Source organism: Klenkia terrae (assembly GCF_037083865.1).
In the GTDB taxonomy this organism is placed as follows: domain Bacteria; phylum Actinomycetota; class Actinomycetes; order Mycobacteriales; family Geodermatophilaceae; genus Klenkia; species Klenkia terrae.
Genome location: NZ_JBAPLV010000007.1, coordinates 63,358 through 82,281 on the forward strand (window position 1 = coordinate 63,358; position 18,924 = coordinate 82,281).

At 73.2% G+C, this 18,924-nt stretch carries 17 protein-coding genes, 1 tRNA gene and 1 pseudogene; 4 read left to right on the forward strand and 15 right to left on the reverse strand.

Annotated features, from left to right (window positions below; all coding sequences use genetic code 11):
* Window positions 1-9: 9 nt before the first annotated feature.
* From UXQ13_RS08385 to UXQ13_RS08405, 5 genes are all read right to left on the reverse strand, one after another.
* Entirely contained in the window at window positions 10-1,647 is a 1,638-nt protein-coding gene (locus UXQ13_RS08385) for an MDR family MFS transporter (RefSeq protein WP_336392187.1), read from the reverse strand.
* A 23-nt stretch (window positions 1,648-1,670) separates the two neighbouring features.
* Window positions 1,671-2,264, reverse strand: coding sequence for an acyl-CoA-like ligand-binding transcription factor (locus UXQ13_RS08390; protein WP_336392188.1), 594 nt, complete (start codon window positions 2,262-2,264; stop codon window positions 1,671-1,673).
* Between the two features lie 63 nt (window positions 2,265-2,327).
* Window positions 2,328-4,517, reverse strand: a complete 2,190-nt coding sequence (locus UXQ13_RS08395) for an MMPL family transporter (RefSeq protein WP_225232193.1) — start codon at window positions 4,515-4,517, stop codon at window positions 2,328-2,330.
* A gap of 5 nt (window positions 4,518-4,522) precedes the next feature.
* Window positions 4,523-5,128 (reverse strand): TetR/AcrR family transcriptional regulator, encoded by a 606-nt coding sequence (locus UXQ13_RS08400; protein ID WP_225232192.1) that lies wholly within the window; start codon window positions 5,126-5,128, stop codon window positions 4,523-4,525.
* Between the two features lie 68 nt (window positions 5,129-5,196).
* The gene (locus UXQ13_RS08405) at window positions 5,197-5,583 is read right to left on the reverse strand and encodes a GNAT family N-acetyltransferase (protein ID WP_225232191.1); all 387 of its coding nucleotides are present in this window, start codon (window positions 5,581-5,583) and stop codon (window positions 5,197-5,199) included.
* A gap of 216 nt (window positions 5,584-5,799) precedes the next feature.
* Here UXQ13_RS08405 and UXQ13_RS08410 point away from each other — a divergent pair, with 216 nt between their 5' ends.
* Complete coding sequence (locus UXQ13_RS08410) at window positions 5,800-6,057, forward strand: hypothetical protein (RefSeq protein ID WP_225232190.1); 258 nt, start codon at window positions 5,800-5,802, stop codon at window positions 6,055-6,057.
* Here the strand turns inward: UXQ13_RS08410 and UXQ13_RS08415 are convergent.
* On the reverse strand, window positions 6,054-7,262 hold the full coding sequence (locus tag UXQ13_RS08415; protein WP_225232189.1) for an acyl-CoA dehydrogenase family protein: 1,209 nt from the start codon (window positions 7,260-7,262) through the stop codon (window positions 6,054-6,056). The two genes, UXQ13_RS08410 and UXQ13_RS08415, sit on opposite strands and share 4 nt — an antisense overlap.
* Before the next feature lie 28 nt (window positions 7,263-7,290).
* On the opposite strand from UXQ13_RS08415, the gene UXQ13_RS08420 reads away from it, so the two are divergent.
* Window positions 7,291-8,400, forward strand: a complete 1,110-nt coding sequence (locus UXQ13_RS08420; protein WP_225235994.1) for a glycerate kinase — start codon at window positions 7,291-7,293, stop codon at window positions 8,398-8,400.
* Here the strand turns inward: UXQ13_RS08420 and UXQ13_RS08425 are convergent.
* The 4 genes from UXQ13_RS08425 to UXQ13_RS08440 form a co-directional block, all read right to left on the reverse strand.
* The gene (locus UXQ13_RS08425) at window positions 8,393-8,998 is read right to left on the reverse strand and encodes a GyrI-like domain-containing protein (RefSeq protein WP_225232188.1); all 606 of its coding nucleotides are present in this window, start codon (window positions 8,996-8,998) and stop codon (window positions 8,393-8,395) included. The two genes, UXQ13_RS08420 and UXQ13_RS08425, sit on opposite strands and share 8 nt — an antisense overlap.
* A complete protein-coding gene (locus UXQ13_RS08430) occupies window positions 8,995-9,498 on the reverse strand; it encodes a mycothiol transferase (protein WP_225232187.1) in 504 nt (167 codons plus the stop codon). Before UXQ13_RS08430 ends, UXQ13_RS08425 begins: the two co-directional genes overlap by 4 nt.
* Before the next feature lie 31 nt (window positions 9,499-9,529).
* Entirely contained in the window at window positions 9,530-11,179 is a 1,650-nt protein-coding gene (locus UXQ13_RS08435; protein WP_336392189.1) for an FAD-dependent oxidoreductase, read from the reverse strand.
* A gap of 76 nt (window positions 11,180-11,255) precedes the next feature.
* Complete coding sequence (locus UXQ13_RS08440) at window positions 11,256-12,404, reverse strand: serine/threonine-protein kinase (RefSeq protein WP_336392190.1); 1,149 nt, start codon at window positions 12,402-12,404, stop codon at window positions 11,256-11,258.
* 152 nt (window positions 12,405-12,556) lie between these two features.
* Here UXQ13_RS08440 and UXQ13_RS08445 point away from each other — a divergent pair, with 152 nt between their 5' ends.
* Complete coding sequence (locus UXQ13_RS08445; RefSeq protein WP_225236135.1) at window positions 12,557-13,081, forward strand: gamma carbonic anhydrase family protein; 525 nt, start codon at window positions 12,557-12,559, stop codon at window positions 13,079-13,081.
* A gap of 56 nt (window positions 13,082-13,137) precedes the next feature.
* Here the strand turns inward: UXQ13_RS08445 and UXQ13_RS08450 are convergent.
* The 5 genes and pseudogenes from UXQ13_RS08450 to UXQ13_RS08470 all read right to left on the reverse strand — a co-directional run.
* Window positions 13,138-13,581: pseudogene (locus UXQ13_RS08450) on the reverse strand (DUF2505 domain-containing protein); the annotation flags it as partial.
* A 127-nt stretch (window positions 13,582-13,708) separates the two neighbouring features.
* Window positions 13,709-14,083, reverse strand: a complete 375-nt coding sequence (locus tag UXQ13_RS08455) for a DUF4352 domain-containing protein (protein WP_225236136.1) — start codon at window positions 14,081-14,083, stop codon at window positions 13,709-13,711.
* A gap of 844 nt (window positions 14,084-14,927) precedes the next feature.
* On the reverse strand, window positions 14,928-15,395 hold the full coding sequence (locus UXQ13_RS08460) for a DUF2505 domain-containing protein (RefSeq protein WP_336392191.1): 468 nt from the start codon (window positions 15,393-15,395) through the stop codon (window positions 14,928-14,930).
* A 45-nt stretch (window positions 15,396-15,440) separates the two neighbouring features.
* Window positions 15,441-15,514: transfer RNA gene (locus UXQ13_RS08465), tRNA-Ile, on the reverse strand.
* A 40-nt stretch (window positions 15,515-15,554) separates the two neighbouring features.
* Window positions 15,555-16,619 carry a TerC family protein gene (locus UXQ13_RS08470; protein ID WP_225232185.1) on the reverse strand — a complete coding sequence of 355 codons (1,065 nt, stop codon included), beginning with the start codon at window positions 16,617-16,619 and terminating at the stop codon, window positions 15,555-15,557.
* Window positions 16,620-16,727: 108 nt separating this feature from the next.
* On the opposite strand from UXQ13_RS08470, the gene UXQ13_RS08475 reads away from it, so the two are divergent.
* Complete coding sequence (locus tag UXQ13_RS08475) at window positions 16,728-18,854, forward strand: TerD family protein (protein ID WP_225232184.1); 2,127 nt, start codon at window positions 16,728-16,730, stop codon at window positions 18,852-18,854.
* Window positions 18,855-18,924 lie beyond the last annotated feature (70 nt).

Consider the following 18,924-nt stretch of genomic DNA (forward strand, 5'->3'; position numbering starts at 1 on the left):
CTGAGCGGCTCACTCCCCGGCGCTGGGTCGACCGGCCGGCATCCCGTCGCGCTCGACGACCACGACCGGCTGGACCTCGGCGGCCGGCGTCGGCTCCTCGGTGACGGCCTCGCCGCGGGCGACCATGCCGGCCTCGGTGGCCAGCGGGATCTCCCGCAGGAAGAACGCCAGCACCAGCGCGACGACCAGGATCGGCACCAGGTACCAGAACACCGGGGCCAGGGCGTCGGCGTAGGCGAACACCACGGCGCTGCGCAGCGGGTCGCCGGCGGCGTCGACCGCGGCGGGGGTGAGCGAGTCCGGGGAGAGGATCCCGGCGGTCACCGCCTGCTCGGCGTTGGCCGACAGCGCCGTGCCCAGCCGCTCGGCCAGCCGGGTGGTGAACAGCGTGCCGAACACGGCCACGCCGAGTGTGGCGCCGACCTCGCGGAAGTAGTTGTTCGTCGACGTGGCCACGCCGAGCTGGGTGGCCGGCACCGCGTTCTGCGCGGCCAGCACCACGTTCTGCATGATCAGCCCGAGCCCGGCGCCCAGGGTGAAGACCATCGCGCCGATGGTCCACAGCGAGGTGTCCCCGGTCAGCTGGGTCATCCACACGATCGCGGCCAGGATGGTGGCCACCCCGGCGACGGTGAACACCTTGTAGCGGCCGGTGCGGGCGATGAACCCGGCGGTGCCCTGGATGGTCACGATGATGCCGGCGGTCATGGGCACCAGCAGCAGCCCGGACACGGTGGCCGACTGGCCGGAGCTCATCTGCAGGTAGGTCGGCAGGAACGCGATCGCGGAGAACATGCCCAGCCCGACGGCCAGCCCGAGGGCGGTGGCCACGGCGAAGGTGGGGTTGGTGAACAGCTGCAGCGGCACGACGGGCTCCACGGCCCGTCGCTCGACCAGCACGAACACGACCACCGCGACGACGAAGCCGGCACCCAGCGCCAGCGTCCACGGCGCCGTCCAGCCCTCGCTGCCGCCCAGGTCGGTGGCCAGCACGAGGCAGGTGGTGACCGCCGACAGCGCGATGATGCCGGCGATGTCCAGCGGCGTGGTGTTCCGCCGCTTGGGCAGGGTGAGGGCGAACCAGCCGATGGCGAAGGCGGCCAGCCCGACCGGCACGTTGACCCAGAAGCACCACTCCCAGCCCAGCGAGGAGTCGGTGAAGAACCCGCCGATCAGCGGCCCGGCCACCGCCGACAGCCCGAACAGGGCGCCGATCGGGGCCATGTACCGGGCGCGCTCCCGGGCCGGGACGATGTCGGCGATGATCGCCTGCGACAGGATCATCAGCCCGCCGCCGCCCAGGCCCTGCACCCCGCGCCAGACCACGAACCAGCCGAAGGACGGCGCCAGCGCGGCACCGACGCTGGCCACGGTGAACAGCCCGATCGCCACCAGGAACAGGGTGCGGCGGCCGAAGAGGTCGCCGAGCTTGCCGTAGACCGGCATCACCAGGGTGGTCGCGAGCAGGTAGGCGGTGGTCACCCACGCCATGTGCGAGACGCCGCCGAGGTCCCCGACGATGGTGGGCATCGAGGTGGACACGATCGTCTGGTCCAGGGCGGCCATGAGCATGCCGGCCACCAGGGCGCTGAAGATGATGTTGATCCGTCGTCGGGTGAGGACGAGCGGGGGTGCTGCGGTGGTCACGGGTCTCCTGCTCAGCGGGGTGGTCAGCGGGGGGCGGGGAGGCCGGCGGCGAGGACGCCCCAGGCCTCGTCCACCAGGTCGGGCAGCGAGGCGGTGAAGTCGGTGGCCAGCCAGCGGTGCAGGGCCGTGCGCATGGCCACCCCGCTCACCCCGGCCAGCAGCAGCGGGTACAGGTCCTGCGGGCCGGTGCCGGACCGGGCGGCGAGGACGGCGGCGACCTCGTGGTCACCCCGCCCGAACGCCGCGGCCAGGTGGGCAAGCAGGACGGGGGAGGCGTCGACGACGCGCATGCGCAGCGGCCACAGCTCGCCGTCCCGGGCCATCACGGCGGCCCGCTCGACGGCGACCGCCCGCAGGGCCTCGACCGGTGTCTCGTCGCCCGGCCGCGCGGCCACCGCGGCGGCCACCGAGCCCGACTCGTCGGGGTCCAGGCCGAGGACGGCGTCGTCCTTGGTCGGGAAGTAGTTGAAGAACGTCCGGGGCGAGACGTCGGCGGCGGTGGCGATCTCGTCGACCGACACCGCGTCCAGCCCGCGCTCGGCGACCAGCTCGAGGGCGGCGACGTGGAGCGCGCGACGGGTGGCGGCCTTCTTGCGGTCGCGCAGCCCCGAGGTCACCCGAGGAGGGTGGCACAAAAAATGCGGGGACTGCAAGATTGCAGTCCCCGCATCTTCAGCGTGTCACGGTGCCGAGGTGCCGACCAGCTCCCGCTCGTCGTCCCGGGGGTCGGCCTTCTCCAGCGCCGCGCCCTCGACGTCGAGCACCGGCAGCCACCGCAGCCAGCGCGGCAGCCACCACGCCCGCTCGCCCAGCAGCGCCAGCGCGGCGGGCACCAGCACCATCCGGACGACGAAGGCGTCGAACAGCACGCCGATCGCCAGCGCGAACCCGATCGACTTGATGGTCGCGTCGCCGGCCGGCACGAACCCGGCGAAGACGCTGAACATGATCAGCGCCGCGGCGAAGACCACCGGCGCCGCCGAGCGGAACCCGCTGCGGATCGCCGCCGTGGGTGCCGCCCCGTGGGCGTGCGCCTCGTGCATGCGGGAGACCAGGAAGACCTGGTAGTCCATCGCCAGCCCGAACAGGATCCCGATGACCAGGATCGGCGTCAGGCTGATCAGCGGACCCGCACTCTCCAGGTTGACCAGGTCGCCCAGCCAGCCCCACTGGAAGACCGCCACGGTGGCGCCCAGCGCGGCCCCGATGGTGAGCAGGAAGCCCAGCACGCCGACCAGCGGCACCAGCAGCGACCGGAACACCAGCACGAGCAGGACCAGCGCCAGCCCGACGACCAGGGCCAGGTACACCGGCAGCGCGCTGTTCAGCGAGGACGCGACGTCCACGCTGACCGCCGTCTGCCCGGTGACCGAGGCCGTGACGCCGTCCAGGTCCGACAGCTCGGCCCGCAGGTCCTCGACCAGCTGCTCGGTCGCTGCGCTCGTCGGGCCCGAGTCCGGGACGACGGTCAGCAGGGCGGCGTCGCCGTCGGCGTTCGGGATGGCCGGGGTGACGGTGACGACGTCGTCCAGCCCCTGGATGCCGGGGGTGGCCGCCGTCGCGGTCTCGGCCGCGCCGGTGCCCTCGAAGAGCACGGTGATCGGGCCGTTGATGCCGGCGCCGAAGCCGTCGGCCAGCAGCTGCTGGGCCCGGTCCTGGGTGCTGTCGGCCGGCGGGGTCTGGATGAGCGTGGTCCGCATCGAGGCGACCGGGATCGAGATGACGCCCAGGGCGACGACCGCGGCCAGCAGGGCGACGATCCGGTGCTTGGTCACCGCGACGGCCCAGCGGCCGAACAGTCCGGTGGCCGGTGCGGCGTCGTCGACCGAGGCCGCCGGCGGCAGGTCCCGCTGCTTCTTGGGCAGCGCCCGGCGGCCCAGGAAGGACAGCACGGCCGGCACCAGGGTCAGCGCGACGAGGACGGCGACCACGATGGTCGCGCCGGCCGCGATGCCCATCTGGGTGAGGAACGGGATGCCGGCGACGAACAACCCGACCAGGGCGATCACGACGGTCAGGCCGGCGGTGACCACCGCGGAGCCCGCCGTCCCGACCGCGGTGGCGATCGCCGTGGGCACGTCGACGCCGCGCCGCAGCTCCTGCCGGTGGCGGTTGATGATGAACAGCGCGTAGTCGATGCCGACGGCCAGGCCGAGCATCGCGGCCAGGATGGACGTCGTGGAGGACAGCTCCAGGAACCCGGTGGCGATGGTGATGCCCAGGACGCCGATGCCCACGCCGACCGCGGCGGTGAGCAGGTTCATCCCGGCCACGACGAGCGTGCCGTAGGTCAGCGCGAGCACCAGGACGGCGACGACCACGCCGGCGATCTCGCCGATGCCGCCGATCTCGGGTGCGGCCTCCAGGGCCTGCCCGGCGACCTCGACGGTCAGCCCGGAGTCGCGGGCGTCGGTGACCGCGGCGAGCAGGGCGTCCTGCTCGGCCGGGGTGACCTCGCCGGGGCCGACGTCGTAGGTGACGGTGCTGTACCCGGTGGTGAGCTCCTGGTTGACCGTGGGCGCGGCCTGGTCCAGCGGGTTGCTGGCCGAGACCACGCCGGGCAGCCCGCCGAGGTCGGCGACCAGCGTGCCCAGCGCGGTGGCCTGGTCGGGGTCGGCGAGGGTGGTGCCGGCGGGGGCGCGCACGACGACCTGGGCGCTGGCCCCGGCGTCGGTCGCGCCGAACTCCTCGGAGATCCGGTCGAGGGCGACGGTCGACTCCTGGCCCGGGATGGAGAACGACGACGTCGTCTCCCCGGCCAGCGTCGCGGCGCCGACGCCGCCGGCGACCAGGACGGCCAGCCAGACGAGGACGACGGTCAACCTGCGGCGGTGCGCGAGGGCACCCAGCCGGGCGAGCAGTGCAGCCATGGGGGTCAGGCCTCCGGGTCGGTGGAGCGGGCGGGGGTGACGTCGGCGTCCGGGCGGCGGTGGCCGAGCGCGTCGAGGCAGGTGGCGACCACGAGGGACCGCCAGGTCGTGGTGGACCCGAGCTCGGTGGCGGCGAGAGACAGGACGGCGAGGGCACCCAGGGCGCCCAGCACGCGGACGGTGCGCGTCGGGTCGTCGGGCACCTCGCCGGGCGCCAGGCCGAAGGCGCGCACCGCGGCGTCGCCGGCGGACACGGCGCACTCGGGGGTGGGCTCCTCGGCGGCGGGGGACAGCAGCAGCGCGACCAGGCCGGGGTGGGCGAAGGCGATGTCGACCAGCACCTCGACCGTGGCCCGGTCCCGGTCGACGCCGGCGGGGAACCGGCCGCTGACCGCCAGGACCTGGTCGGCGAGCTGGTCGGCCTGGGTGGTGACGGCCGCGTGCAGGGCGTCCTTGCTCGGGAAGTGGTGCAGCAGCCCGGCCTTGGACAGGCCCACCGCGTCGGCGATCTCCTGGACGGAGGTCTTGGCGAACCCGCGGCGGGCGAAGAGCGCGGCCGCCCGGTCGAGGATGTCGTCGTCCCCGTGGTGGGTGCGCGTCGACCTGGTCACCGGGAGCACGCTACGCGGGGACCGACCGATCTGGTCGGTTTACCGACCAGGATGGTCGGTGAGGTCGCTCACCCCAGGGTGGTCTCGAAGGCGTAGAGCCGGTCGACCACCGGGAGGGCGCGCAGCTCCTCGACCGCCGTGGGCCGCAGGCCGTCGAACAACGGCGTCCACCCGGCCGACAGGTACAGCTCGCGCGCCTCGGGCTGCAGCGGGCCGGTGGTCAGGAACGCCCGGGTGTAGCCGGCCGAGGCCGCGTGCTGCTGCAGCTCGGCGAGCACCCGGCGCGCCAGTCCGCGCCGGCGGTGGTCCCGCGAGGTCCACATCCGCTTCACCTCGGCGGTGCCCGGGTCCTCGTGCGCCCGGTAGGCGCCGCCGGCGACCGCGGCGCCGTCGTCGAGCAGCAGGAGGAAGACGCCGGTCGGCGGGGTGAACTCGGCCGCGGGGTAGCGGTCCATCTCCTCGGTGGCGCTGCCGAAGAGGTCGCCGTAGCGGGCGTCTTACTCGCGCAGCAGATCTTTCAGCATCGGGACGGCCCGCGGGTCCTCGGGGTGGACCAGCTCGGTGACGATCCGGTCGCGCGCGGTGTGGTCTGCCACGTGTCGCAACGGTAGGCGGGCGTCCCGGCCGTCGTTCCGCTGGCAGCCCCATGTGATCGGGGGCACACTGGAGCCGTGGACAGCTACGCCGTCGGATACGCCCGCCCGGACCGGTGGTCGCGCTCGCGGCCCGAGGACACCGTCTCCTCCTCGTGGCACGCCGTCGAGGCGCACCGCCCGCCGTCGGAGCTCGACGGGGAGGTGGAGCTGGCCGTCTGCGGCGCCATCGTGCAGGTGTGGGGCGCCCACCGCTGGGACCGCGTGGGTGCGCGGGAGACCGCCTGCACCGAGTGCAAGCGGTCCACCGCGCAGCAGCTCAGCCGCTCGGCCTAGCCCTCCCGGCGAGGGCGCCGACCGGTGATCGCGGAGAGACCGGTGACCTCGCGGCCGACGATGAGCGCCTGCACGTGGTCGGTGCCCTCGAAGGTGTAGATCGCCTCGATGTCGGCGTGGTGCCGGGCGATGTGGTGCTCGAGCAGGATGCCGTCGCCGCCGAACAGGTCGCGGGCGTCGGCGATGATCGTGCGGGCCTTCTTGCAGCAGTTCATCTTGGCCAGCGACGCCATGGCCGCGGTCATCCGGCCCTCGTCGGCCAGCGTCGACAGCCGCCAGCACATCAGCTGCATGGTGGTGATCTCGGCCAGCATCCGGGCGAGCTTCTCCTGCACCAGCTGGTAGCCCGCGATCGGCTGGCCGAACTGCTCGCGCTGCAGGGTGTGCGCCAGGGCCAGCTCGTAGGCCGACTGCGCGACGCCCAGCGCCCGCCAGGCGACGGTGTACCGGGTGCGGTCGAGCACCTGGGACACGTCCTTGAAGTTGTGGCAGTTCTCCAGCTTGTTCTCCGGCCCGACCCGGACGTTCTCCAGCGTGATCTCGGCCTGCCACACCGCCCGCAGCGCCGTCTTGCCGGTCATCACCGTGGCGGTGAAGCCCGGCGTGCCCTTCTCCACGACGTACCCGCCGACGTTCCCGTCCTCGTCGCGGGCCCAGATCAGCACGATGTCGGCGATCGACCCGTTGCCGATCCACTTCTTGGCCCCGTTGAGCACGAAGCCGTCGCCGTCGCGGGTGGCCGTCGTCCCCAGCGCGACGGCGTCCGAGCCGTGGTCGGGCTCGGTGAGCCCGAAGGCACCGATGGTCTCCATCCGGGCCATGCCCGGCAGCCAGCGCTCCTTCTGCTCCTCGCTGCCCAGCAGGTCGATCGACTGCATGGCCAGGAAGCTGTGCACGCCGTGGAAGGTGCCCATCGAGCCGTCGGCGCGGGCCCACTCGGCGGCCACCAGCCCGGCGGCGACGGCGCTCATGCCGGCCGAGCCGTGGCCCTTCACCGTGCCGCCGGCGATGCCGAGGTCGGCGAGCTTGGGCACCAGGTGGGCGGGGAACTCGGCCCGCTCCCAGTAGTCGTTGATGATCGGGGTGACCTCGGCCGCGCAGAACGCGCGCACCCGGTCCCGGATCTCCAGGTCGCCGGGGTCGATGAGGTCGTCGACGGCGTAGAAGTCGGTGGCGGGGGCGAGGGTGTCGGCGTCGGTGCTCACGACCTCGGACGCTAGGCCGGTGTCCGGCATGCTGCTCGTCGTGCGCATCGTGATCGCCCCGGACAAGTTCAAGGGCACGCTGGACGCCGACGGGGTGGCCGACGCGATGGCGGCCGGCGTCGCCCGGGTGCACCCGGAGGCGGAGGTGCTGCTGCGCCCGGTCGCCGACGGCGGCGACGGCACGGTCGCCGCCGCGCTGCGGGCGGGCTGGACCCCGCTGGCCGTCCGCGTCAGCGGTCCGGACGGCGCACCCCGGCAGGCGGTCCTCGCCCTGCACGACGGCACCGCACTGGTCGAGCTGGCCACCGCGGCCGGCCTGCACCTGGCGCCGCCGGCCCCGCTGACCGCGACCACCCGGGGGGTCGGCGACCTGCTGCTCGCCGCGCTCGAGGCGGGTGCGCGCCGGCTGGTGGTGGGCATCGGCGGCAGCGCGACCACCGACGCCGGGGCCGGGATGCTGACCGCGCTCGGCGTCCGGTTCCTGGCCGCCGACGGCACCGACCTGCCCCCCGGCGGCGCGGCGCTGGCTCGCCTGGACCGGGTCGACGCGTCCGGTCTGGACCCGCGGCTGGCCGGGGTCGAGGTGGTGGTCGCGACCGACGTGGACAACCCGCTGACCGGCCCGGCCGGTGCGGCCGCGGTGTTCGGCCCGCAGAAGGGGGCGACGGCGGTCGACGTCGCGTTGCTGGACCGGGCGCTGGCCCGCTTCGCCGCGGTGGTCCGCCGCGACCTCGGGGTCGAGGTGGACGCCGTGCCCGGCGCCGGCGGAGCAGGGGGGACGGCGGCCGGCGCGCTGGCGCTGCTGGGCGCCCGGATCACCTCCGGGGCGGACCTGGTCTGCGACCTGGTCGGCCTGGACGCCGCGCTGGCCGGCGCCGATCTGTGCCTCACCGGCGAGGGCGCGCTGGACGAGCAGACGCTGTCGGGCAAGGCCCCTGCCGTCGTCGCCCGCCGGGCCGCGGCCGCCGGGGTGCCGTGCCTCGGTCTGGCCGGCGTCGTCCGGCTGGCCCCGGCGCAGCTGTCCGCCGCCGGGTTCACCGCGGCCCACGGCCTGGTCGACCTCGAGCCCGACGTCGCGGTCTGCCTCGCCGAGCCCGCCCGGCTGCTCGCCGACCTGGCCGAGCGGGCGGTCAGCTGACCGGCTGGCGCAGGATCGTGCGCTGCTTCTCCGGAGCGGTGCGGCGGGGGTCGGTCAGGTAGACCTCGTGGTGCCGGCCGGTCGGGCTCAGCCCGGCCCCGGGCAGCACCTCGTGGTGCAGGCGGTGCAGCACCGGGCCCTCGTCGTCGAAGGGGCCGACGTGCAGCGTCTGCAGGCACCGGCCCTCGGACAGCACCTCGACCCGGACGTCGTCCAGCCGCGGCGGGGCCTTCGCCCGGGTGCCCTCGACCGCGGCGGCCACCTCGTCGGGGCCCAGCCAACCGGGGACCAGGAGCAGCAGCGTCCACTCCCAGGCCGCCTTGTCCCGGCGGCGGGTGAAGGTGTCCATGTCCTGCGCCCACCACAGCCCCTCCAGCGGCGGGACGACGTAGTCCCGCCCGGCGGCCTTGCTGGCGAACTTCAGCGCGAACGCCACCGGGTACAGCGACTGCACCGCGTCGCCGAACACCTGGGTGTTGGGGTCCCCGTGCCCGTCGACGGCCAGGTAGGCGCGGTCCGGGACGGTGAGCGTTCGGAACTCCCCGCGGTGCGCCCGGTAGACGTCGTCGTCCTTGAGGTCGACCTTCGCCTCCGTCACACGGAGAGCAGACCGCGGACGTAGGCGGCCTGGCCGGCGTGCTGCAGGTCGTCGGTGACCACGCTGACCAGCCGGACGCCGAGGGTGACCGGCGGGTCCCAGCCCTCGTCGACCACCCGGTCCAGGTCGGCGTCGGACAGCGTGGCCAGGTACTCCTTGGTCTTGGCACTGACCGCGTGGTGGTAACCGACCAGCAGCTCGGCGTCGGCCCGGACCTTCGCGGCGTCCTCGGTGGACATGCCGTAGCCGTGCGCCTCGTCGGGGAACGGCAGGTCGAACCGGCGGGCCCAGCCGTCGGCGGTGTACACCTGCTCGCGCCCGGCCACCTCGGCGACGTGGTCGTCCTGCACCCGGGTCAGGTGCCAGACCAGCCAGGCGATCGAGTTCGTCCCGGGCGCGGGGGACTGCGCCAGCTGGTCGGTGGTGAGCCCGTCCACGGCGGCGTCGACCACCCCGGCGATGTTGTCGAAGGCAGCGGTCAGGACCTCGTCGGTGCGCATGCGCGCGGGCCTACCCGGGACCGGGCGGTGGTCACACGTGCGCGCCGATCGCGGCGTGCACCGAGCGCACCGCGCTGGCCCCCTCGCCGACGGCGGCTGCCACCCGCTTCATCGACCCGTGCCGCACGTCGCCGGCGGCGAACACGCCCGGGACGCTGGTCTCGAAGGGCAGCGGCTCCCGGCCCAGCGCCGTCCATGTGGGGTCCGGGCCCGCCGGCAGGTCGACGTCGGTCAGCACGAAGCCGTCCCCGTCGACGGCCACCCCGCCCAGCCAGTCGGTGGCCGGCTCCGCGCCGATGAAGCAGAAGAGCCCGACGCACGCCTGCTCGCGGGAGGGGCCGCCGTCCCGGGGGGTGAGGGTGACCGACTCCAGGCTGTCCCCGCCGCCCAGCGCGGTGACCTGCGTGCCGGTGGCCACGGTGATCCGCGGGTGCGCGAGCACCCGGTCCACCAGGTAGGCCGACATGCCCGCGGTCAGGTCGGGCCCGCGGACGGCGAGGGTGACCGGCGCACCCCGGGAGGCCAGGAACAGCGCGGCCTGCCCGGCGCTGTTGGCGCCGCCGACGACGGTCAGCGGCGCGTGGCTGCAGGCCCGGGCCTCCAGCTCGGTGGCCGCGTAGTAGATGCCGGCGCCCTCGAAGTCGGCCCAGCGGTCCAGCGGCAGCCCGCGGTAGCGCGCACCGGTGGCCAGCACGACCGAGCGGGCGAGCACCTCGGTGCCGTCGCGGAGCACCAGCCGCAGCTGGGTGCCGCCGGTGTCCAGCTCGACGACCTCGCACGGGCTGGACAGCTGGGCGCCGAACTTGAGCGCCTGCAGGGCGGCCCGCTGGGTCAGCTCGACCCCGGACAGCCCGGACGGGAAGCCGAGGTAGTTCTCGATCCGAGAGCTGGCCGCGGCCTGCCCGCCGGTGCCCACGGCGTCCAGCAGCACCGTCCGCAGGCCCTCCGAGGCGCCGTAGACGGCCGCGGCCAGCCCGGCCGGGCCCGAACCGACGACGGCCAGGTCGACCGGGTCGCCGGACAGCGCCCGGTAGGACAGGCCCAGGACGTCGGCGAGCTCACCGGGGGTCGCCCGGCGCAGCACCCGCCCGCCGACGACGACGGCGGGCAGGTCGCCGGCGGCCAGCGGGGTGGCGGCCATCAGCGCCTGGCCGGCGACCGTCTCGGCGTCGAACCACAGGTGCGCGATCCGCTGCCGCGCCGCGTAGGTGCGCAGCGCGTGCGACCCGGCCGACAGCTGCGACCCGATGATCTCCACCGCGCGGGCGGCGACGCCGGTGCGCAGCGCCTTGCGGCGGGCCATCAGGGTGCGCAGCAGGACGTCGGCGAGGTCGGCGTCCTCGGCCATCAGCCGGCGGAACCGGGCCGGCGGCACCCGGTGCACCCGGCCGGCCTCCACCACCCGGGCGGTCACGTAGACGACCTGGCCGGTGAGCAGGTTGAGCTCGCCGAGGAAGCTGCCCGCCCCGTACTCGGCGATCGGGGACTCCGGCTGGTCGCCGGTCGCCGGGCTGGTGATCTCCACCCGGCCGGACTCCAGGACGACCAGGTCGTAGCCGGTGTCGCCGGGGGCGAAGACCACGTCGCCGGGGACGACCTCGCCCGGGTCGCCGTAGGCGGTGAGCCGGCGGAGCTGGTCCGTGGAGAGCTGCGGTGCGGTGGGGGTGCCGGTCGTCGTCACGGGGGTGTCTCCCTGGGGGCGGGGCCGGGCGGGACCTCAGCTGATCACGTGCCCGGCCCCCGGCGCCAGGGCCGTCTCAGCCGGCGAACAGGTGGCCGCCCTCGACGAGGAGCCAGGCCAGCCCGGCGAGGGCCGCGACGGTCACCAGCAGGAGCAGCACGGTGGGCACCACCACCCAGCGGCGCTTGAACCGGAACCGCGGCCGCTCCGGTTCCGGGGCGCGGGCCGCCCCGGTGGTGGACAGCTGCTCGGACAGCGCGCGCAGCTTGACCTTGGCGTCGTGCGCCCGGCGGCGGAGGTCCGCGGCGTCGAAGCGCTGCACCTGGATCCCGGCGTCCACCGGTCGCGGGCGGGGCGCCGGTGCCGGGGGAGGGGCGGCCGGTGCGGCGGCGGTCGCGGCGTGCGGGACGGGGACCTGCAGCACGCCGGCGAACGCGACCCGGGCCTGCCCGGGTGTGGGCCGGTGCTGCGGGTCGCGGGCCAGCATCGCGGCCAGCACCGGCTGCAGCGGTCCGGCGTGCACCATCGGCGCCGGGTGGTCGGACACCACGGCCAGCAGGGTCGCCATCGGCTCGCCGCGGTCGTAGGGCGGTCGGCCCTCGACGGCGGTGTAGAGGGTCGCGGCGACCGACCACAGGTCGTCCTGCGGCTGGGGCTGCTGCCCGGTGGCGCGCTCGGGCGACATGTAGGACGGCGAGCCCAGCACCGTGCCGGTGGCGGTCAGGCTGGAGTCACCGGTGGTGGTGGCGATGCCGAAGTCGGTGAGGTGCGCCCGGCCGGCGTCGTCGACCAGGACGTTGTCCGGCTTGACGTCGCGGTGCACCACGCCCTCGCGGTGCGCGGCGGCGACGGCGTCGAGCAGGTCCAGGCCGATCCGGGCGACGACGTCCAGCCGGAGCGGCCCGTGCTCCTGGACCAGCTGCAGCAGGGTCCGGGAGCGGACGTGCTCCATGACCAGCCAGGGCTTGCCGTCCTCCTCCACCACGTCGTGGACGCGGGTCACGGCGGGGTGGTCCACCCGGCCGGCCGCCCGGGCCTCGCGGAGGGTGCGCTCGCAGAGGATCGCGCGCTCCGTCGGGCTGACCTGGGGGCCGAAGGTGATCTCCTTGACCGCCACCTCGCGGTCGAGGACCTGGTCGTGGGCGAGCCACACGACGCCCATGCCGCCGCGACCGATCTCCTGGGTGATCCGGTAGCGGCCGGCGACTGTCCGGCCGGCGCTCACTCCGGGTCGCTCTGCTCCTCCAGGTCGATGGCCTGGTCCTCGGTCTCCTGCTCCAGGGCGATGTCGCGCGGCTGCGGTTCGTCGGACTGCGGTGTCGTCATGGCGACAACGGTGCCCCGACCCGGCGGGGTCCGCTGTGTGAAGCTGCGCGCATGCCGCTGTTCTCCTTCGAAGGCCGTTCCCCGCAGGTGCACCCCGACGCCTGGATCGCGCCGACCGCGACGCTGGTCGGCGACGTGACGGTCGAGGCGCACGCCTCGGTCTGGTACGGCGCCGTGCTGCGTGCGGACTTCGGGGCGATCGTCGTCCGCGAGGGTGCGAACGTGCAGGACGGGTCGGTGCTGCACGGCGGCGACGACCCGGTGACCGAGGTCGGGCCGGGCGCCACGATCGGCCACCTGTGCGTCGTGCACGGCTGCGTCATCGGGGCCGAGGCGCTGATCGGCAACGGCTCGACGGTGCAGGACGGCGCCCGGATCGGCCGGCGCACCCTGATCGGCGCCGGGTCGCTGGTGCCGCCGGGGGTCGTCGTCCCCGACGAGGTGCTGGCGCTGGGGTCCCCGGCCCGCGTGCGGGGCCCGTTGTCGGCGGGCGCTGCGCAGTGGGTGGACGGCAACCCGTCGATCTACCAGGAGCTCGCCCGCCGGCACGCCGCCGGCGTCGAGCAGATCGGGTAGCTCGGCACGGATCTTGGGCACTCCGGGCGCCAGCCTGCTCAGGATCCGTGCCGAGCTCAGCGCAGGCGGGCGGCGAGGGACCCGGCTTCCTTCTTCAGGACGACGACGGCCAGCTGGTCGACTCCGTCCTCGGCCTTGCGGCCGATGAACGGGGCGTCGACCTTCGAGTTGCCGGTGCTGGTGATCGTGGCGCCCGGGGTGATCCGGCGCTGGGCCTCGAGCTTCACGGCGCGGCCGAAGAGGGTGGTGGTGACCAGCACGGTGCCGGTGGCGCCGTCGCCGTCCGGGGTCCAGGTGCGGACGTCGGTGACCTCCACCCGGTCGCCGACGAAGCGGGCGAACGCCTCGGGGATGCCGGTGGTCGGCACGGTGTAGCGCGCCCGGGTCGTCGTCCCCTCGACGGTGACCTCGCGGACGTCGGCCCCGAGGTCGGCCAGCGCGGCCCGCACGAACGACTCGTCGGTCAGCGTGTCGACGACGGCCTGGGGCGTGGCGGGGACGGTGGTCTCGTATTGGTGTTGAGCAGCCCAGCCAAGTGCACTCGACCCGCTCCCGCTTCTTCACGCGACGCGGGGGCAATCCGATCTCGTGCGGGATCGGGTTGTGTGGTGGTGCTGCATTGAGCGTTTAGGGTGTCCAGCGCACCGGCGAAGTTGCCCCGTAAGGCAAGTACGCGATGTTGACGATCGTGGCATCGACGAGGACCGGGTAGACGATCCAGCCTCGGATGCACTGCCCCGCCACCACGGTGATGTCACCAAACGGGAACTTGGGCGCTGGAAACTGACTGTATCCGGTATTGGACGGGCCGTAGTTTCCATTATTATCGTCGATTAGTACCCATGATTGGTTGTTGTCGAAATTGAGTGCCGTCGCGTCGTAGCACACCTGAACATCGATCGACACCCACTCGGAATCTGGCTCCTGCGGCGACGGCGCAGACTGAGCGGACGGTCGCTGTATGGAGTAGTAGGTGACCGTCTGTCCGGTTGGGGTGTTCACTGTTTCCCCAGGCGCTCTGACGGCTGCCGCAGCAGCCGCCTCCGATGCAGACGCCGCACTTGCAGCCGCATCGGCGGACGAGCGTGCCGCAGCTTCGCTCTCCCTGGCGTCCTGGACGGCCTCACCCGGGGTGTAAGGCGCGAGGGTCGTGGATGAGGACTCGGCTTCCGTCGAGTCGCCCGAACTGCACCCCCCCAGCAACAGAGCCCCCACAGCGACAATTGCTGCCGACCGCCGCATCTTCATCCCCCCGTTGAGTGAGCAGTGATGCTCGCAGGGAGGACCGCACGGCGAGGCGAGGCGCGCTGTGTCTCGTGACTGCAAATTCTGCCGACAGCTGTTTGCGGCAGAAAGCAAGGCCCATCTCCGCTCATCGGTGGCGCTTCGGGATGGCAGGGCCACGACTAGTTCGTCAACGGCGCTCGTAGCCCTCGATTGACTACGGGTCCAGCGTGCATGCGGCGCCCCCGGCCAAGCAGCGGCGGACAACGACGGAGCGCGGCGGTCTTGGAGGATGCGCAGCCACCTCACGATGGTGGCTGGGGCGCTCGTCGTGGGCCGGTTGTTGTGGGATGGCCTGCTGACCGGTCAGCACGTCATACAGATCAGCTGGCGGTGACCGAGGGGTTCGCGGCCATGGCGGGGTTGGTCAATGATCGTTCAGGAGCATTGAGTCCTCTGCCGCGACGCCGGGAGTCTGCTCGTCGAATTTCATGAGCCGCCTGAGAAGTGAGATCGCCTCTCGCGGAGACCCAGCAGTACATCGCCGACCGCTGCCAGGACCTGCGGACCGGGCGGACGGCGCTGGCCGGTCTGCTGGCCGTGCCGATCGTCCTGCTGGGGCTCAGCCGACCCGGCCGGCGAGGGTCGCCGCCTCCTTCCTGAGCACCACGACGGCGAGCTCGTCGACCGCACCCTCGGCCTTGCGCCCGACGAACGGGGCGTCGACCTTCGAGTTGCCGGTGCTGGTGATCGTGGCGCCCGGGGTGATCCGGCGCTGGGCCTCGAGCTTCACGGCGCGGCCGAAGAGGGTGGTGGTGACCAGCACGGTGCCGGTGGCGCCGTCGCCGTCCGGGGTCCAGGTGCGGACGTCGGTGACCTCCACCCGGTCGCCGACGAAGCGGGCGAACGCCTCGGGGATGCCGGTGGTCGGCACGGTGTAGCGCGCCCGGGTCGTCGTCCCCTCGACGGTGACCTCGCGGACGTCGGCCCCGAGGTCGGCCAGCGCGGCCCGCACGAACGACTCGTCGGTCAGCGTGTCGACGAGGACCTGGGGCGTGGCGGGGACGGTGGTCTCGTGGGTGAAGGGCACCGGTCCATGGTGCGGTCACCAGCAGGAGCGGGCCGGGTGGGGGAGTGGGGCGGGTGGGGCTCGAACCCACGACCCAGGGATTATGAGTCCCATGCTCTGACCGGCTGAGCTACCGCCCCGTGCGTGCGGACAGCCTGCCACGGCCGGGCCCTGCACCGGTCAGTTGCCCTCGGGCCGCTCCACCCGGTCCGCGGGCGCCGCCTCGTCGGCGACGTCGGCGTCCTTCTCGGGGGTCTGGCCGCGGGTCTTGAGCAGCGACGCCACGGTGACCACGAGCAGGACGCCGAGGATGACGGCCAGGGACAGCCAGGTGGGGATCTCGGGGACGGACTCGATGGGCTGGCCATCGTTGAAGAAGGGCAGGGAGTTGTCGTGGACCGCTTCCAGGATCAGCTTGACGCCGATGAACCCCAAGATGATGGCCAGCCCGTAGGACAGGTAGACCAGCCGCTTGAGCAGTCCGCCGAGCAGGAAGTAGAGCTGGCGCAAGCCCATGAGGGCGAAGACGTTGGCGGTGAAGACGATGAAGGCCTCGCGGGTGAGGCCGAAGATGGCCGGGATCGAGTCCAGGGCGAAGAGCAGATCGGTCGTGCCCAGCGCGAGGAACACCACGATCATCGGGGTGAACAGCTTCTTGCTCTTGCCGCCGCGGGCCTTGTTCATCGCGTCGGGGTCGGGGACGCGCAGCTTGTTGCCGTGGAACTCCGCGGTCATCGGCAGGACCTTCTTCAGCCGCCGGATGAGGGCGTTCTCCTCGTAGTCGTCCTCGTCTTCCCCGCGCACCAGATTGATAGCCGTGTAGACCAGGAACGCGCCGAACAGGTAGAAGACCCAGGTAAACCGTTCGATGAGCTCAGCGCCGGCGAGGATGAAGATCCCGCGCAGCACCAGGGCGATGATGATCCCGACCATCAGCACTTCTTGCTGCAGCTTCCGGGGCACCCTGAAGCGAGCCATGATGATCACGAAGACGAACAGGTTGTCCACCGACAGCGAGTACTCGGTGAGCCAGCCGGCGTAGAACTGGGTGGCGTAGTCCCCGTTGGTCACCGACAGCAGCACCACCCCGAACAATAGGGCCAGGGAGACGTAGAACGTCACCCACAGACTGGCCTCGCGCACCGAGGGTTCGTGAGGGCGACGGGCCACGATGGCCAGGTCGGCCAGCAGGAGCACCGTGAGACCGACGAACGTACTGATCTCGAACCAGACGGGGAGTTCCACGTCGGGGCACGATACGTACGGCACGGCCCGTCCGCAGGTAAGTCACGAACCAGGGCGAGCCGGTGTCGGAACGGCGTGTTCCTCTCCTAGTCTGCGGTCGTGCAGGCGATGGAGCTAAGCAAGGGCGCAAACGGTCCGCTGCCTACCGGGACCCCCGGTGTGCGGTGCGTCGTCGCTTGGGGACACGCCGAGGTCGAGGTCGACGCCTCGGCCCTACTGCTGGACTCGTCGGGACGGGTCCGGGACGACTCAGACATGGTGTTCTACAACCAGCCGACATCCAGCGACGGCGCTGTGCGGCACCTCGGCGGGTCGCTCACCGACGACGGTGGGCAGGAGGGCCTCGCGGTCGACTTGGAGGATCTGGCCGGGGAGGTCGCCACCGTCGCAGTAGCGGTCAGCGTGGCCTCTGGCACCTTCGCCGACGTCCCCGGTCTCGCCCTGCTCGTCCTCGACCAGGAGGGCGCCCCGCTGGTCTTGCACCGCGTCACCGGTGCCGACGCCGAGACGGCGATGGTGCTCGGCGAGCTGTACCGCCGCGACGGGTCATGGCGGGTCCGGGCCGTCAGCCAGGGCTGGGCCAGCGGTCTCGCTGGCTTGGCCACGGATCTCGGCGTCACCGTTGCCGATGAACCGGCCGAGGTGATCTCGCCTCCGACGCCGGCCGCGCCTGCTCCGGACACCGTCGAGGGCGCCGAGGACGACGAGGGCGCCGAGGACGACGTGGCCGTAGTGGAGCTCGAGCCCACCGCTTCCGGGCCGACCGCTGTGGTCGTAGAAGAGCCCGAGCCTTTGGTGGTTCCCGCCCCACGGCCGGACGACCCCCAGCCGGTGCCCCAGCCGGTCGCCGTCGGCGTGCGGACTCGCAAGCAGCCGCCGGTCCGCGCCACTCCGCCGGCGCTCAAGCTGGCCGGCGCCGACACCTGGAGCGCGGCACGGTTGTTCTCCATCTCGGGCGTCGGCAACGCTGGGGAGCAGGAGAAGCGGGCCACCTCCGCGCTGCTGGCCACGATGATGGCAGTGCGGCCGTTCGGGCGCGGAATCACCTCCCGGTTCGGGGCGCCCGCCGGGTTGCTCGAGACCTACCTCGAGGTCCCGTTCCACCGCGGCGAGTCCGTCGTCGTCCCCGACGGCGTCCTCCGGGTGCAACGCGGCGCACGCCTGTGGACCGCATTGATGGAGACCAAGACCGGCAGTGGGCAGCTGCGCCGCGAACAGGTCGAGAACTACCTCGACGTCGCCCGGCACGAGGGCTACGACGCGGTGATCACGCTGTCCAACGAGATCGCGCCCGGGGTGAACGAGCACCCGGTCGAGGTCGACCGCCGGAAGCTGGCCAAGGTCGCGCTGCACCATCTGTCCTGGGCCGAGGTGGTCCACGAGGCTCAGATGGTGCTGACCCACCGCGGGGTGGGCGATCCGGTGCAGGCCTGGCTGCTGCACGAATTCCTGCGCTACCTGCAGCACCCCCGCTCCGGCGCTGCGGGCTTCGAGGACATGGGGGCCTCCTGGGTCCCGGTCCGCGAAGCCGTGGCCGCCGGCACGCTGCGTCCGGGCGATCGCAAGGTTCCGGCTGCCGTCGACGCCTGGATCCGGCTGGTCCGCCAGCTGTGCCTGCGGCTCACCGCTGAGCTCGGTGTCGACGTCGCCCACGTGCTGCCCCGGAGGCTGGCCACCGATCCCGCCGCACGGACGACGGCCGGGGTCGAGACCCTCGCCGCGACCGGCCGCCTGACGGCCACCCTGCGGGTACCCGGCGCCGTAGGTCCGCTGGAGGTGGTCGCCGACCTGCGCACCGGTCAGGTGCTCACCTCCACCCGGGTGCCTGCACCCCAGGAGGGCACCAACCACAGGCGCACCGGCTGGCTGGTCAAGCAGCTCGCCGACGCCCCCGCCGACCTGCTCGTCGAGGCGGCCTTCGACGGCACGAGCCCGCCCACCTGTGAGCAGCTGCAGCTGGTGCGGGCGGACCCGTCGTGCCTGGCACCGGCCGGACGTGTTCCGCTGCAGTCCTTCCAGCTGAGCCGCAGCGTGGCGATGGGCACCAAGCGGTCCGGCGTGCGCGGGGCGTTCATCCCCAGCGTGGTTGGTGCAGTGGAGGGGTTCTACGGCGAGGTGGTCCAGCCGATCCGGCCATGGGTGGCCCGGGCGCCTCGCCTGCCCGATGACCCCGGCGACGACGGTGGACGGGACGATGGAGCTGCTGGGCCTGGTGCGCCTGGGGACCAGACGTGAGCCCCCGTGATCATGCTGCCGGGTGTACCGAGGCTGCATAGGATCGGTCGAACGGCGCCGGAGGCCGGCG